This is a genomic window from Stutzerimonas zhaodongensis (assembly GCF_003696365.1).
Classification (GTDB): Bacteria; Pseudomonadota; Gammaproteobacteria; order Pseudomonadales; family Pseudomonadaceae; genus Stutzerimonas; species Stutzerimonas zhaodongensis.
Genome location: NZ_RFFM01000003.1, coordinates 297,803 through 314,546, shown reverse-complemented (window position 1 = coordinate 314,546; position 16,744 = coordinate 297,803). Strand labels below are relative to the sequence as shown.

Annotated in this window: 15 protein-coding genes; 9 read left to right on the top strand and 6 right to left on the bottom strand. The window is 60.4% G+C overall.

Annotated features, from left to right (window positions below; genetic code table 11):
- The first annotated feature begins 7 nt into the window (after nucleotides 1–7).
- The 5 genes from EA797_RS15560 to pcaD all read left to right on the top strand — a co-directional run bounded on the left by EA797_RS15560 (nucleotide 8) and on the right by pcaD (nucleotide 4,810).
- Nucleotides 8–850, top strand: a complete 843-nt coding sequence (locus EA797_RS15560) for an IclR family transcriptional regulator domain-containing protein (RefSeq protein WP_122166795.1) — start codon at nucleotides 8–10, stop codon at nucleotides 848–850.
- A gap of 151 nt (nucleotides 851–1,001) precedes the next feature.
- Nucleotides 1,002–1,874 carry a CoA transferase subunit A gene (locus EA797_RS15555; protein ID WP_122166793.1) on the top strand — a complete coding sequence of 291 codons (873 nt, stop codon included), beginning with the start codon at nucleotides 1,002–1,004 and terminating at the stop codon, nucleotides 1,872–1,874.
- Entirely contained in the window at nucleotides 1,871–2,650 is a 780-nt protein-coding gene (locus tag EA797_RS15550) for a CoA-transferase subunit beta (protein ID WP_122166791.1), read from the top strand. The genes EA797_RS15555 and EA797_RS15550 overlap by 4 nt, the downstream gene beginning before the upstream one ends.
- Complete coding sequence (gene pcaF, locus EA797_RS15545; protein WP_122166789.1) at nucleotides 2,647–3,852, top strand: 3-oxoadipyl-CoA thiolase; 1,206 nt, start codon at nucleotides 2,647–2,649, stop codon at nucleotides 3,850–3,852. Before EA797_RS15550 ends, pcaF begins: the two co-directional genes overlap by 4 nt.
- Nucleotides 3,853–4,021: 169 nt before the next feature.
- The gene (gene pcaD, locus EA797_RS15540; protein ID WP_122166787.1) at nucleotides 4,022–4,810 is read left to right on the top strand and encodes a 3-oxoadipate enol-lactonase; all 789 of its coding nucleotides are present in this window, start codon (nucleotides 4,022–4,024) and stop codon (nucleotides 4,808–4,810) included.
- 51 nt (nucleotides 4,811–4,861) lie between these two features.
- Here pcaD and EA797_RS15535 read toward each other — a convergent pair whose 3' ends face one another.
- Together EA797_RS15535 and EA797_RS15530 are read right to left on the bottom strand one after the other, a co-directional pair.
- On the bottom strand, nucleotides 4,862–6,859 hold the full coding sequence (locus EA797_RS15535) for a methyl-accepting chemotaxis protein (RefSeq protein ID WP_122166785.1): 1,998 nt from the start codon (nucleotides 6,857–6,859) through the stop codon (nucleotides 4,862–4,864).
- A 264-nt stretch (nucleotides 6,860–7,123) separates the two neighbouring features.
- Nucleotides 7,124–8,803, bottom strand: a complete 1,680-nt coding sequence (locus tag EA797_RS15530; protein WP_122166889.1) for a tannase/feruloyl esterase family alpha/beta hydrolase — start codon at nucleotides 8,801–8,803, stop codon at nucleotides 7,124–7,126.
- Between the two features lie 564 nt (nucleotides 8,804–9,367).
- On the opposite strand from EA797_RS15530, the gene EA797_RS15525 reads away from it, so the two are divergent.
- The gene (locus EA797_RS15525) at nucleotides 9,368–11,008 is read left to right on the top strand and encodes a Na+/H+ antiporter (protein WP_122166783.1); all 1,641 of its coding nucleotides are present in this window, start codon (nucleotides 9,368–9,370) and stop codon (nucleotides 11,006–11,008) included.
- On the opposite strand, the gene EA797_RS15520 is transcribed toward EA797_RS15525, so the two are convergent.
- On the bottom strand, nucleotides 11,005–11,421 hold the full coding sequence (locus EA797_RS15520; RefSeq protein WP_122166781.1) for a hypothetical protein: 417 nt from the start codon (nucleotides 11,419–11,421) through the stop codon (nucleotides 11,005–11,007). The two genes, EA797_RS15525 and EA797_RS15520, sit on opposite strands and share 4 nt — an antisense overlap.
- Before the next feature lie 342 nt (nucleotides 11,422–11,763).
- Nucleotides 11,764–12,561, bottom strand: a complete 798-nt coding sequence (locus EA797_RS15515) for an alpha/beta fold hydrolase (RefSeq protein WP_122166779.1) — start codon at nucleotides 12,559–12,561, stop codon at nucleotides 11,764–11,766.
- Between the two features lie 195 nt (nucleotides 12,562–12,756).
- Between EA797_RS15515 and EA797_RS15510 the strand changes: the two genes are divergently transcribed.
- Nucleotides 12,757–13,581, top strand: coding sequence for an AraC family transcriptional regulator (locus tag EA797_RS15510; RefSeq protein ID WP_122166777.1), 825 nt, complete (start codon nucleotides 12,757–12,759; stop codon nucleotides 13,579–13,581).
- Nucleotides 13,582–13,610: 29 nt separating this feature from the next.
- Nucleotides 13,611–13,943 carry a gamma-glutamylcyclotransferase family protein gene (locus EA797_RS15505; protein ID WP_122166775.1) on the top strand — a complete coding sequence of 111 codons (333 nt, stop codon included), beginning with the start codon at nucleotides 13,611–13,613 and terminating at the stop codon, nucleotides 13,941–13,943.
- A gap of 15 nt (nucleotides 13,944–13,958) precedes the next feature.
- Here the strand turns inward: EA797_RS15505 and EA797_RS15500 are convergent, their stop codons facing one another.
- Nucleotides 13,959–14,384: a VOC family protein gene (locus EA797_RS15500; RefSeq protein WP_122166887.1), complete on the bottom strand. Its 426-nt coding sequence runs from the start codon at nucleotides 14,382–14,384 to the stop codon at nucleotides 13,959–13,961.
- 110 nt (nucleotides 14,385–14,494) lie between these two features.
- Between EA797_RS15500 and EA797_RS15495 the strand changes: the two genes are divergently transcribed.
- Nucleotides 14,495–15,406, top strand: coding sequence for a LysR family transcriptional regulator (locus tag EA797_RS15495; RefSeq protein ID WP_122166773.1), 912 nt, complete (start codon nucleotides 14,495–14,497; stop codon nucleotides 15,404–15,406).
- Between the two features lie 14 nt (nucleotides 15,407–15,420).
- Here the strand turns inward: EA797_RS15495 and EA797_RS15490 are convergent, their stop codons facing one another.
- Complete coding sequence (locus EA797_RS15490; RefSeq protein WP_122166771.1) at nucleotides 15,421–16,626, bottom strand: MFS transporter; 1,206 nt, start codon at nucleotides 16,624–16,626, stop codon at nucleotides 15,421–15,423.
- Nucleotides 16,627–16,744: the final 118 nt, after the last annotated feature.

Here is a 16,744-nt window from a genome sequence, read left to right as displayed (position 1 = left end):
CCTGACCATGAGTGATGAAACCCGTCCCAGCATTGCATCGATGGCACCGGCGATTATCGCCTCGCCCGCCAAACGCATTGAGGCGTTGACCGGCGATCCCAACTTCATGACGTCGCTGGCCCGCGGGCTGGCTGTGATCCATGCCTTTCAGGAGCGCAAGCGCCACCTGACCATCGCACAGATCAGCCACCGAACCGAAATACCGCGTGCAGCGGTGCGGCGCTGCCTGCATACGCTGATCAAACTCGGCTACGCCACCACTGACGGGCGCACCTATTCGTTACTGCCCAAAGTGCTGACGCTCGGTCATGCGTATCTGTCCTCAACGCCGCTGGCGGTCACTGCTCAACCCATTCTGGACCGGCTCAGCAATGAGCTGCACGAGGCCTGCTCCATGGCCACGTTGGAGGGCGACGAGGTCCTTTACGTCGCGCGTTCGGCTACACCACAGCGCTTGATTTCGGTGGATCTGAGCGTTGGCAGCCGTCTGCCGGCGTACTGCACGTCCATGGGGCGCATCCTGCTTGCGGCGCTGGACGATGCCGCGCTGACCGACTATCTCGAGCATGCCAATCTGCAGATCAAGACCAGCCGAACGTTGCATACCGCAGAGGCCATACGGGCGTCGGTGGAAGAGATTCGGCAGAAGGGTTGGGTCATCATCGATCAAGAGCTGGAGGTCGGACTGCGCTCGTTGGCCGTGCCGCTGAAGGACTCTGCCGGGCAGGTTCTGGCTGCGCTCAATGTCGGTACGCACGCCAGCCGCGTGTCCAGGCAAGAGCTGGAAGCGCGCTTTCTGCCGGTATTGCTCGAGGCCAGCAAAGAACTGAGCACGAGACTGTTTCACTGACGGCTCACTAGCCACCCTAGTCGTGAAGCTGTATTTCCGTTCGTTAATCGCACAGGTAAGCGATTATCGGATTGTCCGGGTTTTGTTCGATGGTTAGTGTGGGTCGCAAGCGCGTTCGCTGGCGCATCCAGACATCAACCTGAGACAGACCATGGCCGAACTTCTTTCCCTTCGTGACGCGGTAGATCGCTTCGTCAGCAACGGCGACACCGTTGCACTCGAAGGCTTCACACACCTGATCCCCACTGCAGCTGCACATGAACTGATCCGCCAGAACAAAAAAGACCTGACCCTCGTGCGGATGACGCCCGACCTTGTCTACGACCTGCTGATCGGTGCCGGCTGTGCCAGGAAGCTGGTGTTTTCCTGGGGCGGCAATCCGGGCGTAGGCTCGCTGCATCGGCTGCGCGACGCGGTGGAGAAGCAGTGGCCGCAGCCGCTGGAAATCGAAGAGCACAGCCATGCGGACTTGGCCAATGCCTATGTTGCTGGCGCCTCCGGTCTGCCGTTCGCGGTGCTGCGCGCCTACCTCGGTTCCGATCTGCCCAAGGTCAACCCGATGATCAAGTTCATCGAGTGCCCCTTTACTGGCGAGACCCTCGCAGCCGTACCCAGCGTGCGTCCGGACGTAACGGTCATTCATGCACAGAAGGCTGATCGCAAGGGCAACGTGCTGATACAGGGGATTCTTGGCGTACAGAAGGAAGCTGCGCTGGCGGCCAAGCGCTGCATCGTTACGGTCGAGGAGGTGGTCGATGATCTAGAGGCGCCGATGAATGCCTGTGTCCTCCCGACCTGGGCGCTGACCGCCGTTTGCGTGGTGCCCGGTGGCGCACGTCCTTCGTACGCCCATGGCTATTACGAACGCGACAATCGCTTCTACCAACAGTGGGACCCCATCGCTCGGGACCGTGACACGTTCTGCGCATGGGTCGACGAGTTCATCCGCGGCACCGACGATTTTTCAGTCTTTCAAGAAAAGATAGGGGCCAAGCTGGCCGCACAGCAGGAGGCCAAGCGATGAACTACAGCACTAACGAAATGATGACTGTCGCCGCCTCCCGTCGTCTGGGCAATGGCAGCGTCTGCTTTGTCGGCATCGGCCTGCCATCCAAGGCGGCCAACCTGGCGCGCCTGACCCACGCGCCGGACGTCGTGCTGATCTATGAATCCGGGCCGATCGGCGCCAAGCCTTCGGTACTGCCGCTTTCCATCGGTGACGGTGAGCTGGCCGAGACTGCCGATACCGTGGTGCCCACCGGGGAGATCTTCCGCTACTGGCTGCAGGGCGGGCGTATCGATGTCGGCTTCCTCGGCGCGGCGCAGGTGGACAAGTACGGCAATATCAACACCACGGTGATCGGCGACTATCACCAACCGAAAGTTCGCTTGCCAGGTGCGGGTGGTGCGCCGGAAATTGCAGGGTCGGCCAAGCAGGTGCTGATCATCCTCAAGCAGTCCCATCGCACCTTCGTGGATAAGCTGGCGTTCATTACCTCGGTGGGCTTCGGTGAAGGCGGCGATCACAGGAAGCGGTTGGGCTTGCCGGGGCAGGGGCCAGTCGGAATCATCACTGATCTTTGCATCATGGAGCCGGAAGCCGGGTCCAACGAGTTCGTAGTGACCTCGCTGCATCCGGGCGTGACCCGCGAGCAGGTGATCGAGAACACTGGCTGGGCGATCCGTTTCGCTGATGAGCTCGGCGAGACCACGCCGCCGACCGACAATGAATTGGAGGCCTTGCGTGCCCTCGAGGCCCGCACCGCCGCCGCCCACGGACAAGCTGGAGGTGACGAGTGACACGCGAAGTCTTTATCTGCGACGCCGTACGTACGCCCATCGGCCGCTTCGGCGGCGCATTGGCCGCCGTGCGTACCGATGACCTGGCCGCAACCCCGATCAAGGCGCTGCTGGAGCGCAACCCCGGGCTCGACCCTGCGGCTATCGAAGAAGTGTTCATGGGCAGCGCCAACCAGGCCGGCGAAGACAACCGCAACGTCGCGCGCATGGCCGCGCTGCTAGCCGGACTGCCGGAAACCGTACCAGGCGTGACGCTCAACCGACTCTGCGCCTCCGGCATGGATGCCGTGGGCAGTGCCTTTCGCGCCATCGCCTGTGGCGAGATGGAGTTGGCGATCGCAGGCGGCGTCGAATCCATGACCCGCGCACCTTACGTCATGGGCAAGGCCGACACTGCGTTCGGCCGCACCCAGAAGATCGAGGACACCACCATCGGCTGGCGCTTCATCAATCCGAAGATGAAGGAAATGTACGGCGTCGATGCCATGCCGCAGACCGCCGACAACGTCGCTGAAGCGCACAAGATCAGCCGCGAAGATCAGGATGCCTTTGCGCTGCGCAGCCAGCAGCGCACCGGCAAGGCGCAGGCTGAAGGTTTCTTCGCAGAAGAAATCGTCCCGGTGGTGATTCAGGGCCGCAAGGGCGACACCGTGGTCGACGTCGACGAACACCCGCGCCCGGATACCACAGCCGAAGCGCTGGCCAAGCTGAAACCCGTCAACGGGCCGGATAAAACCGTTACTGCGGGTAATGCCTCCGGCGTCAACGATGGCGCCGCTGCGTTGATTCTCGCCAGTGCCGAAGCAGTACAGAAATACGGCCTCAAAGCGCGTGCCAAGGTGCTCGGCATGGCCAGCGCTGGCGTAGCGCCGCGCATCATGGGCTACGGCCCGGTGCCGGCAGTGCGCAAGCTGTGTGAGCGGCTGAACCTTGCGGTAAGCGACTTCGACGTGATCGAACTGAACGAGGCGTTCGCCGCTCAGGCGCTGGCGGTCACGCGTGATTTGGGTCTTGAAGACGACAGCCCGAAGGTCAACCCGCAAGGGGGCGCCATCGCCCTGGGTCACCCGCTCGGCATGAGCGGCGCGCGTCTGGTGTTGACCACCGTACATGCGCTGGAGAAATGCGGCGGCAAACTCGGGCTGGCGACCATGTGCGTAGGCGTAGGGCAGGGCCTGGCCCTGGCGGTCGAGAAAGTCTAAGCGGCGCGCCGTGATGGGCTGAAGCCCACCCTACAAGAACTGTGCGCTGGTAGGGTGGGATGAAGCCCACCACTGTTTTCACAGCCTTGATGGGTTTGCCGCGCATCGCTTGTGCAGCGCCCGGCTCACTCATTGCAAACCTTTAAAATTCGACTCCAGGAGGGTTGCGATGCCCACCGTAAAGCTCGCCGATGGCGAACTGAATTATCGTTTCGATGGCCCGGTCGACGCCCCGGTGCTGGTGCTGTCCAACTCGCTGGGCACATCGCTCGGTATGTGGGATGCGCAGGTTCCGGCGTTCACTGAACACTTTCGCGTTCTGCGCTACGACACCCGAGGCCATGGCGGCTCGTCCGTCACACCCGGCCCTTACAGCATCGAGCACTTGGGCCGTGACGTGCTGGCTATGGTGGATTCGCTCGGTGTCGACCGCTTCGCCTTCTGCGGGCTGTCCATGGGCGGCCTGATTGCCCAGTGGCTTGGAATCAACGCTGGCGAACGGCTGACGCGCCTGGTGCTCTGCAACACCGGTGCGAAGATCGGAACCGATGAGGTATGGAGCGACCGCATCGAGACCGTGCTACAAGGTGGCGAGCAGGCCATGCGAGACATGCGAGACGCCTCCATATCCCGCTGGTTCACTCCGGCATTCGCCAAGCAGCAGCCTGCGGAGGTCAACCGCATAACCCAGATGATCGCCGGCACCTCACCCCAGGGCTATGCAGCAAACTGCGCGGCGGTCCGCGACGCCGACTTCCGTGAGCAGCTGGGCGCAATCAAGGTGCCAACATTGGTTGTATGCGGTACTCGCGACCCGGTCACCACACCTGAGCATGGCCGCTTCATGCAAGCACACATCGCAAACGCCGCGCTGGTTGAGTTGGACGCAGCACACCTGTCCAACGTTGAAATGGGAGAGGGCTTTACCCAGCAGGTTCTCGACTTTCTGCGCAGCTGATCGATCAACAAGAAAGGCCCCGAAGGGCCTTTCTGTTTATGAGGCTGAAAATCAGCGCACCCTGAAGCGGCTCACGACTGCGGTGAGGCGGCCGTTCGAACTGAGCAACGACTCGGTGCTTCGATCGACGCTCACACCGCTTTCCACCAGCTCATCGACAACGTGGCGAACCGCAACCATGTTTCGGTTGATTTCCTCGGCCACGGCGCTTTGTTCCTCCGCTGCGGTGGCGATCTGAGTGCTCAGATCATTGATATGGACGACCGAGCTGGTCATCTCGTCGAGGCCAACCGTGACCTGAGCCGTCTTGTCAGCAGTCGCCTGGCAGCTGACTTTGGTCTGCTCCATAGCCTGAACAGCTGAACCCACGGCCTGCTGCAGGCGGTGAAGCATCTCGTTGATTTCTGAAGTGCTCTGCTGAGTCCGTGCGGCCAGGGCACGAACCTCGTCAGCGACCACCGCGAAACCGCGGCCCTGTTCACCAGCGCGCGCCGCTTCGATGGCCGCGTTCAATGCAAGCAGGTTGGTCTGCCCGGCGATATCGCCGATGACGCCCAGCACATCATTGATACGCTTGGCGTCGGTTTCCATTGCCTGCACCTTCGCGGTAGCGCTTTCGACTTCGCTTACCAATGCGCGGACGCTGTTGGAGGCATCATCGACCACCATTTTCGAAGACAATGCGTTGTGGTTGGCGGTCTGTGTATAGGCGGCGGTATCGCTTGCGCTCTGGGCGACAGATTCGGCAGTCGAACTCATCTCGTTGATGGCCGTAACTGCCTGATCCGTTTCCGACGCATGCCGTGCCAGCGCATCGTTGGTCGATCGGGAAAGCTGCTTGAGCTGGCCAATCTCGCTCTGGATCTGTGTCGTCGCATCGCTCACGTCGATCATCATGTTCTGCAGATAACCGATGAATCCGTTGACCGAACGGCCAACCTGATCGACTTCATCATGGCCCTTGATGTCGATTCGCTTGGTCAGGTCGGCATCGCCAGCCGACAGCGCATCGATGTTCGAACGCAGCACACCAAGGCGCTTCATTAGCTGGTTCAACGCCACGATCATCAGGGCCATCAGGATCAGCACCATGGGGATCTGGAGATAAGCCAGGGCCTTGAGCATGGCATCGCTTTTCGCTTCGAGATGAGCAGTGGGAAGCGCGGCGGCCAGCAGCCAGGGGGTCCCTTCGATAGGTGTCAGAAAGAAGCTGAACTCCTCGCCGGCCTTGCTGCTGTAGGTTTCGCGGTGCAGCTGCTGCGACCTGCCGGCAAGCGCCTTTTGAATGGTGGCGATGAAGGGCGACTGACTGGAGAGCTCGGATACGTTACGCAGCACCATGTTGCCGCTCAACTGCGGCTGGTTGCTGAGGATCTTGCCATCGGCTTCGACGACCATGACCTCACCCTGGATCTCGTCCTGCTTTTCCGCAACCAGGCGGTTGAAGAAGCCCAGAGTAAGGTCGATGGTGGAGACGCCCCAGGCGGCACCGTCCTTGTAGATGGTCATCGCGCAGTTTGTGCGCGGTTCAGCACTTGCGTCGTCTTTGTAGGCGGCTGCCCAGACGCACTGGCCACGCGGCGCCTGCAGCCCGCCACGGTGCCAGGGCTGTTCGAAATAGTTCAGCGATTCAGGGGAGTTCCAGTGGGTGTTGACCACCAGCTTTCCGGACTGATCGCGATGATAGAAGGTGCTGTGCTTGGCGCGACCCGGGGTGCGCTTGTCCGGCAGGGGCCAGATGCCGCCGCCGAACACCTTCACGTCACCGTACTGGTCCACCAGACCAGGTAGAACGCGGTCGATTTCATCGCTGTCCAGCATGGGAACGGTTTGGGTGATGCTTCGTGCCTGCGCAGCGACCTGCGCCAGTTCGATCGAAATGCGCTGGCCGATTTCGTTGACCTCTGAGATCACGATGGACTCGCCAGCCGCAATGAGCTGGGGCGTCACGAAACGTTTGATACCCAGCACGGTAAAAAGAACGATCACGAGCACGAAGGCTACGAACGCGACCGTATAGCGAGCCTTGATGGTTTGAAGCGAGAACATGAATGAGCAACCTCTAGTCAAGTCGGCCGTCCGGTTGGGACGCGGCAACGGTGAGGTATCGGCTTTAGCTCAAGAAGCTTGATCAAGACTGGATAGATGGTCGAGCTGCAGGCGCCCTGGTGCATGAGCCTATCCGGCGAGTGCTATCGACTAGGTAGTTGCCGGGGTGTGCGTTTTCACGCTAGGGCAATGGCCTTCACGGTCGAGTACCAAAAAGAACGGAGCGGCTCGGCTGTACCAAGTCACTCCGTCTCGGCTCGCTAGCTAGTTGTGATGACCGCGGCTACGCACGCAGACGAATCTCGAGGCATCGTTTACGTCGCCTCGCCCCTTGTATTTCGGCCAGGCGGGATACTCGCAAAGGGGGCGAGTGCGGCCGGGCACGGCGACGGTGTCGGTCACGACTTGCCGTCTGGGTGCAACGTCAGACTCGACCCAGTTTTCCAGCGCTGTCAGCGAGTCCCAGGCGGCGTTGAATACCGTGCTGGCTGCGTGGGCATAGCCGGGGATTTCGTAATAGCGCATGAAATGCCGGGTGCGACCCATGCCCATGTCCTGTTGTACCCGCCGATAGTAGTCAGCCGTGGCGCGTGTGCTGACCAGCTGATCCGAGGTTCCATGGGCCATAAGGATCTTGCCGCCATTGGCCGCAAAAGCGGTGAGGTCGGTCTGATTGACGTCCTGGCGCAGCGACAGCGAATCCACCCGCGCCTGCCATGGTCCGAGGTTGGCCGGATCCAGTGTGAGCGAATTGAAAGACGGATTGCGGGTGACGAAGTAGCGCGCCTTATCATCCCAGAAGCCGGAATGATAAGGCGCGCCGTCAGCAAAGCCGGTCCCGTGCACGGGCATGGGATAGTCCGGCTGGAGGGTATTGAGACCCAGGCGGTTGACTACCAACTGCAGCCCGGTCCCGGGACGTCCAAGATCCGTGCCCCAAGTGTTGAAACCCGGATAGCCGCGCTCGCCACTGGCCAAAGTTTGGCTGAAGCGAATCGGCGTATTGAACACCCTGAGTGCGTTGATCTGAGCATCGGACAGGCAATCATCACCGGTGTCGGCTCCGCTGCGGCAGCGCAGCGGGCGGCCGTTTAGCTTGGCTTTGGCAGGATCGAACGAGGCGTTGCAGCCGGCCTGATTGCTGATCACCCGGTCGAGAGCGCCATCAAGCCCGTCACAGGCTTGCATCGCGGCTTCTAGCAGTACTGATCGCTTCTCCAGGCTGGGGAAGGCGCCCGGCGCAGCCAGCGCACGGGTAATGCGTCCGAACTGCAAGTCCAGCGCTGCGGCGTTGTAAGCTGGGTAGAGGACAATTGCGCCTTGGAAATCTCTTGGCCACTGCTGCACCACCGCGAGCGCTTCGCGGCCGCCCGTCGAGCCGCCAGCGAAGTAGCTGCGCACAGGCTCACGCCCATAGCGCAGCTGGATCAAGTGAACTGCCGTATCGCGGGTCTTCTTCAGCGCGTCATGGGCGTAATTGGCCAGCGCTTCTTCATTCCAGGCGAAGTCGCCAGGGTTGACCGGGTTGGCGACGTGGCCCGAGTCGCTAGCAAAAACTGCATACCCTCGCCCCAGCGGGGTTGGTTGGTCCAGCGGCCCGGCCGGTACGTTGCCGGCAACGTTGGGCACCGTGCCGTTATAGCCCCCGCCACCGAACATCATTGCCTTGCCGTTCCACTGCTCTGGCAGAGCGATACGCATCTTTATCGTCGGCGCGCTCGGATCGACTGGTGCAATCTCGACGTTCAGCTCGCAGTAGGCGCCGTAGGCCTGCGGCGCGGTGCCGCCTCCCGGCAGCAGTGCGGCCGAGGTTACAGATGCGCCGGAAGTGGGCAGAGCGATGGCGTCGGCAGCTATGCGAGTGCCGAGCAGTTCGTTGCAGCTGGCCGCGAGACTCGACTCGGCGATCACGAGTGCCAGCAGGGCAGGGGTGGCGAGCAGCATCCGGGGCGGTCGTCTGCGGTTGCTGCTGAAGGGGCAGGGAGCAGTCATGTGGGCATCCTTCTTCTTGTTGTTGGTCATGCTCGACTCTCGAGCTGAAGTGCCCGAATAGAACGCAGGGCAGCGGTCGGGCTGACGGAAGCCGAGCCAAAGCTATGCCAGCCGAGCCGATTGGCAGGCAATTGCCGATGGCCGGTCGGATACAGTCATCCGCGCGCTCTGGCGGCCCACGCAACGATCCATAAGCCACGTCGGGTCACCAGAAAGGTCCAGCTTTCGCTACATCAATCGCAGAATTGTCACGCCGGCTGGACACCCTGTCTGACAGTCTGGACGTTTTCGACAGGCGGTACGGTTGAATGCCCCCTCAATGCTTTCAGCTGCGTGACGACAGGGCAGGTAGGTGACGTCTTCGCTAGTACTGCACTGGCTCAAGTGCTTACGCCGTTTAGCTCTATCCGATCTGACAGATGATCGGGATATTCCCAAACCACTGACTATACTTTTGTCGCATGCGCGCAATTGCCGCGTCGCGAGTTCTTTTCTCTGTCGAGACCTGCTTGCCTCATGGAAACGCTTTATCTGATTTTTCTGCTTTTGCTGGCGGTAGGCATCAGCCGCATCCTGGCCAACGTCGTTCCGCTGCCGTTGCCCATTCTGCAAATCATCATGGGAAGCCTGCTGGCACTCCCGCCGTTCGGCATGGGGGTCGAACTGCGTCCCGAGATCTTCATGCTGCTGTTCATTCCGCCCCTGCTTTTCTACGACGGCTGGAAGATCCCCAAGCGCGAGTTCACCGAGCACGGCGCTGAAATGACCGCAATGGCACTGGTATTGGTGCTGATCATTCTGGTGGTAGTCGGTTACTTCATTCATTGGCTGCTGCCAGCGATCCCACTCGGAGCAGCATTCGCGCTGGCTGCCATCCTGTCGCCAACCGATGCGCTGGCAGTCATCGCCATCGCTCAGGGGCGGCTGCCTCGGCATATGGCCCACCAGCTGGAAGGCGAGGCGATGATGAACGACGCCACCGGCCTGGTTTCTTTCAAGTTCGCGTTGGCCGCAGCGATTACCGGCAGCTTTTCGCTGGTTACGGTGACAGGTGAGTTCTTCGTTATCGCGGTCGGCGGGCTGCTGATCGGTGCAGGGCTGAGCTGGGCGGTGGGCAAGGGCAAGCAGTGGATGACGGCGCGGGGGTTGTTCGATCCCGCCACGTACGTGGTGATGATCCTGCTGCTGCCATTTGCCGCGTTCTTTCTTGCCGAGCACGCCGGTATGTCGGGCATTCTCTCGGCAGTGGCGGCGGGTATGGTTCAGAGCCGGATCGACATGCTGCCGGTGAAAACCAGTACGCGTATTCTCAATCGCAGCATCTGGGAAATGCTCGACTTCAGCTTCAATGGCCTGGTGTTCCTGCTGCTGGGCTTGCAGTTCCCGCGCATCGTGCAGCGCGTCTGGGAAGGGGCTGGGCAAGAGAGCTACAACATGCCGATGCTGGTTTTCAGTGCCTTGGCGATCATGGCGCTGCTGCTGGTGGTGCGCTTCGTATTTGTCTATGCCTACCACTGGGGCGAGGGGCGGGTGCGACGCATGCTCGGCAAGACGGTTCAACCCAAGCCGCTGCGCTTGTTCTCTGCACTCAGCGCGGTGGCCGGAGTGCGCGGTGCGATCACGCTGGCGGGCGTGCTTTCCATTCCGCTGATGATTGGCGACACGCCATTCCCCGGTCGGGACCTGATGATCTTCCTGGCTGCGGCGGTCATCATCCTGTCATTGCTGGTCGGTGCGTTGGGCATCCCCTATTTCCTCAGGCACTTGCCGAACAACGAGCTGGAAGAGCATCGGGAAGAATTGAAGAAAGCACGCCGGCTGGCTGCTCAGGCGGCGGTCAGCTGGCTGGAGAACTGGAAGCAGGCCAATCCGGCCGAGCACGCGGATGATGCCTTGTTACGCAGCGAGGTCACCGCGCGGGTTACCGAATCCTACCGGCATGACATCGAGGCGCTGATGGACCATCACGATCGGGCCAACCAGGCGCGAGAAACGCTGGCACTCGAGCGTGACATTCGCGTCCAGGCCATCGCTGTTCAGCGCAAGGAAATGTATCGGATGAGAAAACGTCATCAGATCGATGAGCAGATGCTGCAGACGCTGCTGCGCGAACTCGATTATGAAGAGGCCGCGCTAGGTGCAGGTGAGACGGCTTAGCGCCCCGCCTGATCCTGCTGAGGTTCGGGCTCGAGCACAGCGATCGTGTGATCGCTGTTCTTGAATGACACCAGTTCGATCAACCAAGCCTGTAGCACGGCTGAATTGGCCTTCTGATTGCGCATCGCGATGGAAAGTATTTCCCGCGCAATAGTCACCACAGCGCTCTTGCTTCCAAGGAAATGCCAGTTGAACCAGCCGTCGCCATAAGTCAGTGGCGCCTTCTGGCCTGGCGCCAGCGGGATGAATACCTTGATCGAGAGGTCGAACAGCACCTCCGGCTTGGAGATGATCACCAACTTCACATCCGTCACCTTTCTCAACCAGTATCGATGATCGAACCGCCCCCCAGTAAGTGTCGCGGACTGGCTCAGGGCATCGTTGATCAGCGCTCGGTTATCGATAAGTTGCACAGTGAAGGCTTCCGTATGCAGGGTGTGATGCTGGTTCCGAAAGCCTTGCGATAGGGCTGCGGAGCGACGAAACCAGCAGAGAAATCCAAGGCGTCCCTACATCCACTTTGCAAGGTCCGCTTGGCATGCCGGGTTATCGGTACGGCAGCGTTTTTGTTTAACGCCGTACAGCGAAACGGCGATCTTTTTTGGCGAAGCCGTTCTCGCTCCTGACCGTTGCGTTCCACATAACCCTTGGAAGCTTGGGCCCGTTGCGATCTCAATAGCGGTAATCAGCGTTCTGTTGAAATAGAAAACACCGACCAGTGAGCGCTCACTGGTCGGTACTGTTTTCGCGATCTCCTACTTGTTCGTGGCCTCGGCAGCTTCGCTGATCAGCGCGGCGACTTCGGCAGGGTAGGAGGTCATCACAACGTGGGAAGCACCTGGGATGCTTACCGTTTTCTGCGATCCGGCCCTATCAGCCATGAACTTCAGCGCAGCTTCGGGGATGTTCTTGTCGCCAGTGCCGTAGACGAACCAGGACGGGACGTATTTCCAAGCGTTGTCCAGGCTTTCCTCATTGAGGGCCGCGGCGGTGATTGGCCGCTGGGTGGCCGCCATGAGTGCTGCTTCAGCCGGTGGGACATCCGAGGCGAACTGCTCGGCAAATTTGTCCCGCTGGATGTAGAGGTCCTCATTGCCATCGCTCAGTTGCACCGGTTCCGCCAGCGTTGGGCCGAGCGTGCCTCCCGGAAACTTACCTGCCAGCGTCGCCGCACTCTCGCCGATGTCTGGGGCAAATGCGGCAACGTAGACCAGTGCTTTGACCTTGCTGCTGCCCTTCACGGCATTGGTGATGACACTGCCGCCGTAGGAATGGCCAACCAGAACGATCGGCCCTGGAGTGTGTTCGATTAGATCGGATACGTACTTCGCATCGTTTGCCACGCCACGCAGCGGGTTAGCGGCCGCTATTACCGGGTAACCCTGGTCGATGAGGCGGGCAGCTACGCCGTTCCAGCTGGATGATTCTGCGAACGCCCCATGCACAAGAATTACGGTTGGCTTGGCGGCGACGGCCATGGCACTACCGAGCGTGGACGCGGCTGCAAGAACGGTGGCTGCTACGGCTTTGCGAGTTTTGGATGCACTGGTCATGACGTTGATCTACCTTTCGTTGAGATGGCTAGGTTTCGGTTTACCCAGGCTGTATCCGGGGCGGCGCACCCTCACTGAAACCGCCGGTACTTCTCGATGCCTGCGTCAGGTGCAGGGACATAATGCGCAGCTGCACCGGTGCTTAGGATTCAAAACGTCGACAATATGCAACTGATCGTCTAATCGAGGATTTTCATGGATCGTTTATCCAGCCTGCTGACTCATTTCGGCATGAGTGCAGGGCTTTATCACAGCGGAGCCCTTTGTGGCGTGGCGGCATTTGAAACCGGGGATCAGGTGGGCTACATCCATGTGTTGCGAGAAGGCAGCATGACCCTGCGCCTGGCAGACAACAGCGAGGTCAAGCTGACCGAACCGACTGTCATGGTGTTTCCACGGCCCTATCGGCATCGGATGATTGCTGATGAAACCGAGCATGCGCGATTGGTCTGCGCGACGTTGCGCTTTGACGGCGGTGAGAACAATCCTTTGGCGGCGGCATTGCCAGACGTGCTGTTACTGCCGGTGGCCGAAGCGCCTATTCTCGACGGCGCCCTGAGCTGGCTGTTCGAAGAGGCGCTGGCCAGCAATTGCGGCCGAGAGGCGGTCATGGGGCGTCTGTTCGAGCTGCTTATCGTGCAAATGCTGCGTCATCTCATGGCCAGCCATGCAATGACGTCGGGGATGATGGCTGGCCTGGCGGATCTACGTCTGGCCCGCGCGATGACAATGATGCATGCCGAGCCTGAGCGCGCTTGGTCCGTCGCCGAACTGGCGGCTGAAGCGAACATGTCGCGCGCAAGTTTCGCCGCCAGTTTCCGCGCTGTGGTCGGGCAGACGCCTGCTGATTACCTCACCAGTTGGCGGATCAGCCTGGCGCAGAAGCGTCTGCGCGAAGGGCGGCCCATCGCTCTGATTGCCGATGAGGTTGGCTACGAGAGCCCCTCCGCGCTCGCCCGCGCGTTCCGTCGCAAGACAGGTGCGAGCCCTAGGGAATGGCAAGCCGCAGCCAACGCATAAAAGGCACGGTAGTTCTACGAGGGCACGACATGACTGAGCGACTATTCGTATATGGCACGCTTGCGCCTGGCCGCCCCAATGCGCATATCCTCGCTGACGTTCCGGGTACCTGGTTGCCCGCCAGTGTTACGGGCACTTTGCGAGCCGAAGGGTGGGGAGCCGCGATGGGCTATCCTGGCCTCGACCTGGACGACCACGGCCAAGCTATAGAGGGTTTGGTGTTCAGCTCAGATGAGCTGCCCAAGCATTGGGCCAGGCTCGACGAGCTCGAGGGAGACGCCTATCGGCGTATCCTGACCACCGTTCGGCTTGCCAATGGCGAGCACGTCCAAGCCTATCTCTACGCACTCAAATCTGGCTGATTGCTTCTGGAAACGCTACTTGGCGAACAGCTGGCTCATGTCCTTGAAAGCCTTGAATTCAAGGGCATTGCCGCAGGGATCGAAGAGAAACATCGTAGCTTGCTCGCCCACCTGACCCTGGAATCGGACATACGGCTCGATGACGAACTGCGTATCACGGGCGCGCAATCGCTTGGCCAGTGCCTCCCATTCAGGCCAGCTCAGAATGATGCCGAAATGCGGGACTGGAACGTCGTGGCCGTCCACGGCATTGGTATGGGCAGCTTCTTGCGATGCGGTTCGCGGATGCTCGTGAATGACCAGTTGATGGCCATAGAAGTCGAAGTCCACCCAGTGCTCGGATGAGCGGCCTTCTGCCAGGCCAAATACTTCGCCATAGAAGCGCCGGGCAGAGGGCAGGTCATAAACGGGTATCGCAAGGTGAAAGGGTGAAAGGCTCATCAGGGCTACCTGTGCAGTCGACGTGAAGGCCATCTTGCCAATTTGTCGCACCTCCCTACAGCGCGTATCTTTCTAGCCGAGCCTCGAAAATTTCGATCAGTGAAGCGCCTATGATTCGTGAATTGAAAACTTTACTGGCCATTGCCAAGTGCGGCAGTTTCGCTGCAGCAGGCAACACGGTCGGCCTCACGCAGTCCGCCGTGAGCGCTCAGATGAAGAACCTCGAAGAGGCGTTGGGCCTTCGTCTTTTCGATCGAACCGGCCGCTCGGCGCATCTGAATGCCGCCGGGTTGCGCGCGCTGCCACTGGCCGAACAGATCATCGAAACCTTTGCACTGATGGGCCAGCCCGAGTCGCTCGACGACTTTCGCGGCGAGCTGCGCATAGGCGCAATCGGGACGGTACAAACAGGACTCTTGCCAGGCACATTGTTGCGGCTGCGCGAGGAGGCGCCAGGCCTTGTGCCGAAGCTGGTGCCTGGAGTCTCGCTGAACCTGCTTTCCCAGGTCGACGCTGGGGATATCGATCTGGCGATTCTGATCCGGCCCCCCCATGCACTTGCGAAGGAGCTGCACGCCGAGCTGATCGTCAAGGAGCCATTCGTGTTGATTACGCCGTTGACCATCCAGGGCGATGACCCGCTCAAGCTGATCGAGGAGCATCCGTTCGTACGTTACGACCGCAGCTCATTCGGTGGGCGCCAGGTAAGTCAGTTCCTGCGCAAGCACCATCTGGATGTGCGTCCCGGGCTCGAATTGGATGAGCTGGATGCCATCGTCAAGATGGTTGAAAGCGGGCTGGGCGTTGCCCTGGTACCAAAAGCCGGACTGTGGCTGGAGCGTACGCCGTCGGTTCGCATTATTTCCCTAGGTGCGGCGACCTTCTATCGTGAGCTGATGCTCGTTAGCCGCTACAGCACGCACCGTTCGCCCCTGCATCAGCTGTTCCGCCGCTGCCTGCAGGAGAGGGTAGAAGGTGGTGAAGGTGACTTGGGTGTGCTTGCCAGTGGCCAGCGGCGATGAACCTCGGCAGAACATCATGACGTTTTGGTCCTCGGAAGAAAGACCGCCAGCACACCGAACAACGGCAGGAACGAACAAAGAAAGTACATATACTCGACGCCGTATATATCGGCAAGATGCCCAAGCAACGCCGCCCCAATCCCGCCGAAGCCGAACATCAGACCGAAAAAAAGACCCGCGATCATACCAACGTTTCCAGGCACCAATTCCTGAGCGTAAACAACGATGGCCGAAAACGCAGACGCCAGAATGAAGCCGATGATGACGCTCAAAGCGGCGGTCCAGAACAGGTCGACATGTGGCAGCGCCAGGGTGAACGGCGCTACGCCAAGGATCGAGAACCAGATCACCGCCTTGCGGCCGATCCGGTCGCCGATTGGCCCGCCGAAGAAGGTTCCTGCAGCCACCGCCCCTAGAAACAGGAACAGGTGCAGTTGTGAACTTGCTATCGACAGGTCGAATTTTTCCATCAGGTAGAACGTGAAATAACTGGTGAAGCTGGCCATATAGAAATACTTGGAGAAGACCAGCAGGCCGAGCACGATCAGCGCGCTCATCACCCGGCTTTTGGACAGGCCATGCGTGGCGGCTTGACCCTGCTTGAGCTTGAACAGGGCAAGGTGCTCGGCGTACCAGCGGCTGATCCGGTACAGCACGAACAGGGCGAGGATGGCGAACAGCGCGAACCAGGCGATATTGCCCTGGCCGTGCGGAATGATGATGGCCGCTGCCAAGAGCGGGCCGAACGCCGAACCTGCATTGCCTCCAACTTGGAAAGTCGATTGCGCCAGGCCAAAACGGCCACCGGAAGCCAATCGCGCGACGCGGGACGCTTCCGGATGGAAGGTCGAAGATCCGATGCCAATCAAGGCGGCCGCCAGCAGAATCATGGAAAAGCTGCCGGCCATGGATACCATCACAATGCCTATCAAGGTGCACACCGAGCCGGCTGGCAATAACCATGGTTTGGGATGGCGATCAGTGTGATAGCCAATCCAGGGCTGTAACAGCGAGGCGGTCAGCTGGAAGGTGAGGGTAATCAGCCCGACCTGGGTGAATGTCAGGCCATAGCTGGCCTTCAGCATCGGATAGATCGCCGGCAACACCGCTTGAATCAGATCGTTGATCAGATGCGCCAGCGCAACACCGCCGATGATTCGCATCGCCAGTGGGCTGCTGGATGAGGGTGCTGAGCCGGCACGGGCATTGCTGATGGCCATGAAAATCCAAAAGAGGGCGTGGGTAGGTGTGCAAATGTGCCACCGCCAAACTGCGCGCACCATCTTGTTCTAGAACGGCGAATTTCGAGAGGCTGCCGTTTCGTGGCGTCCATCCTGG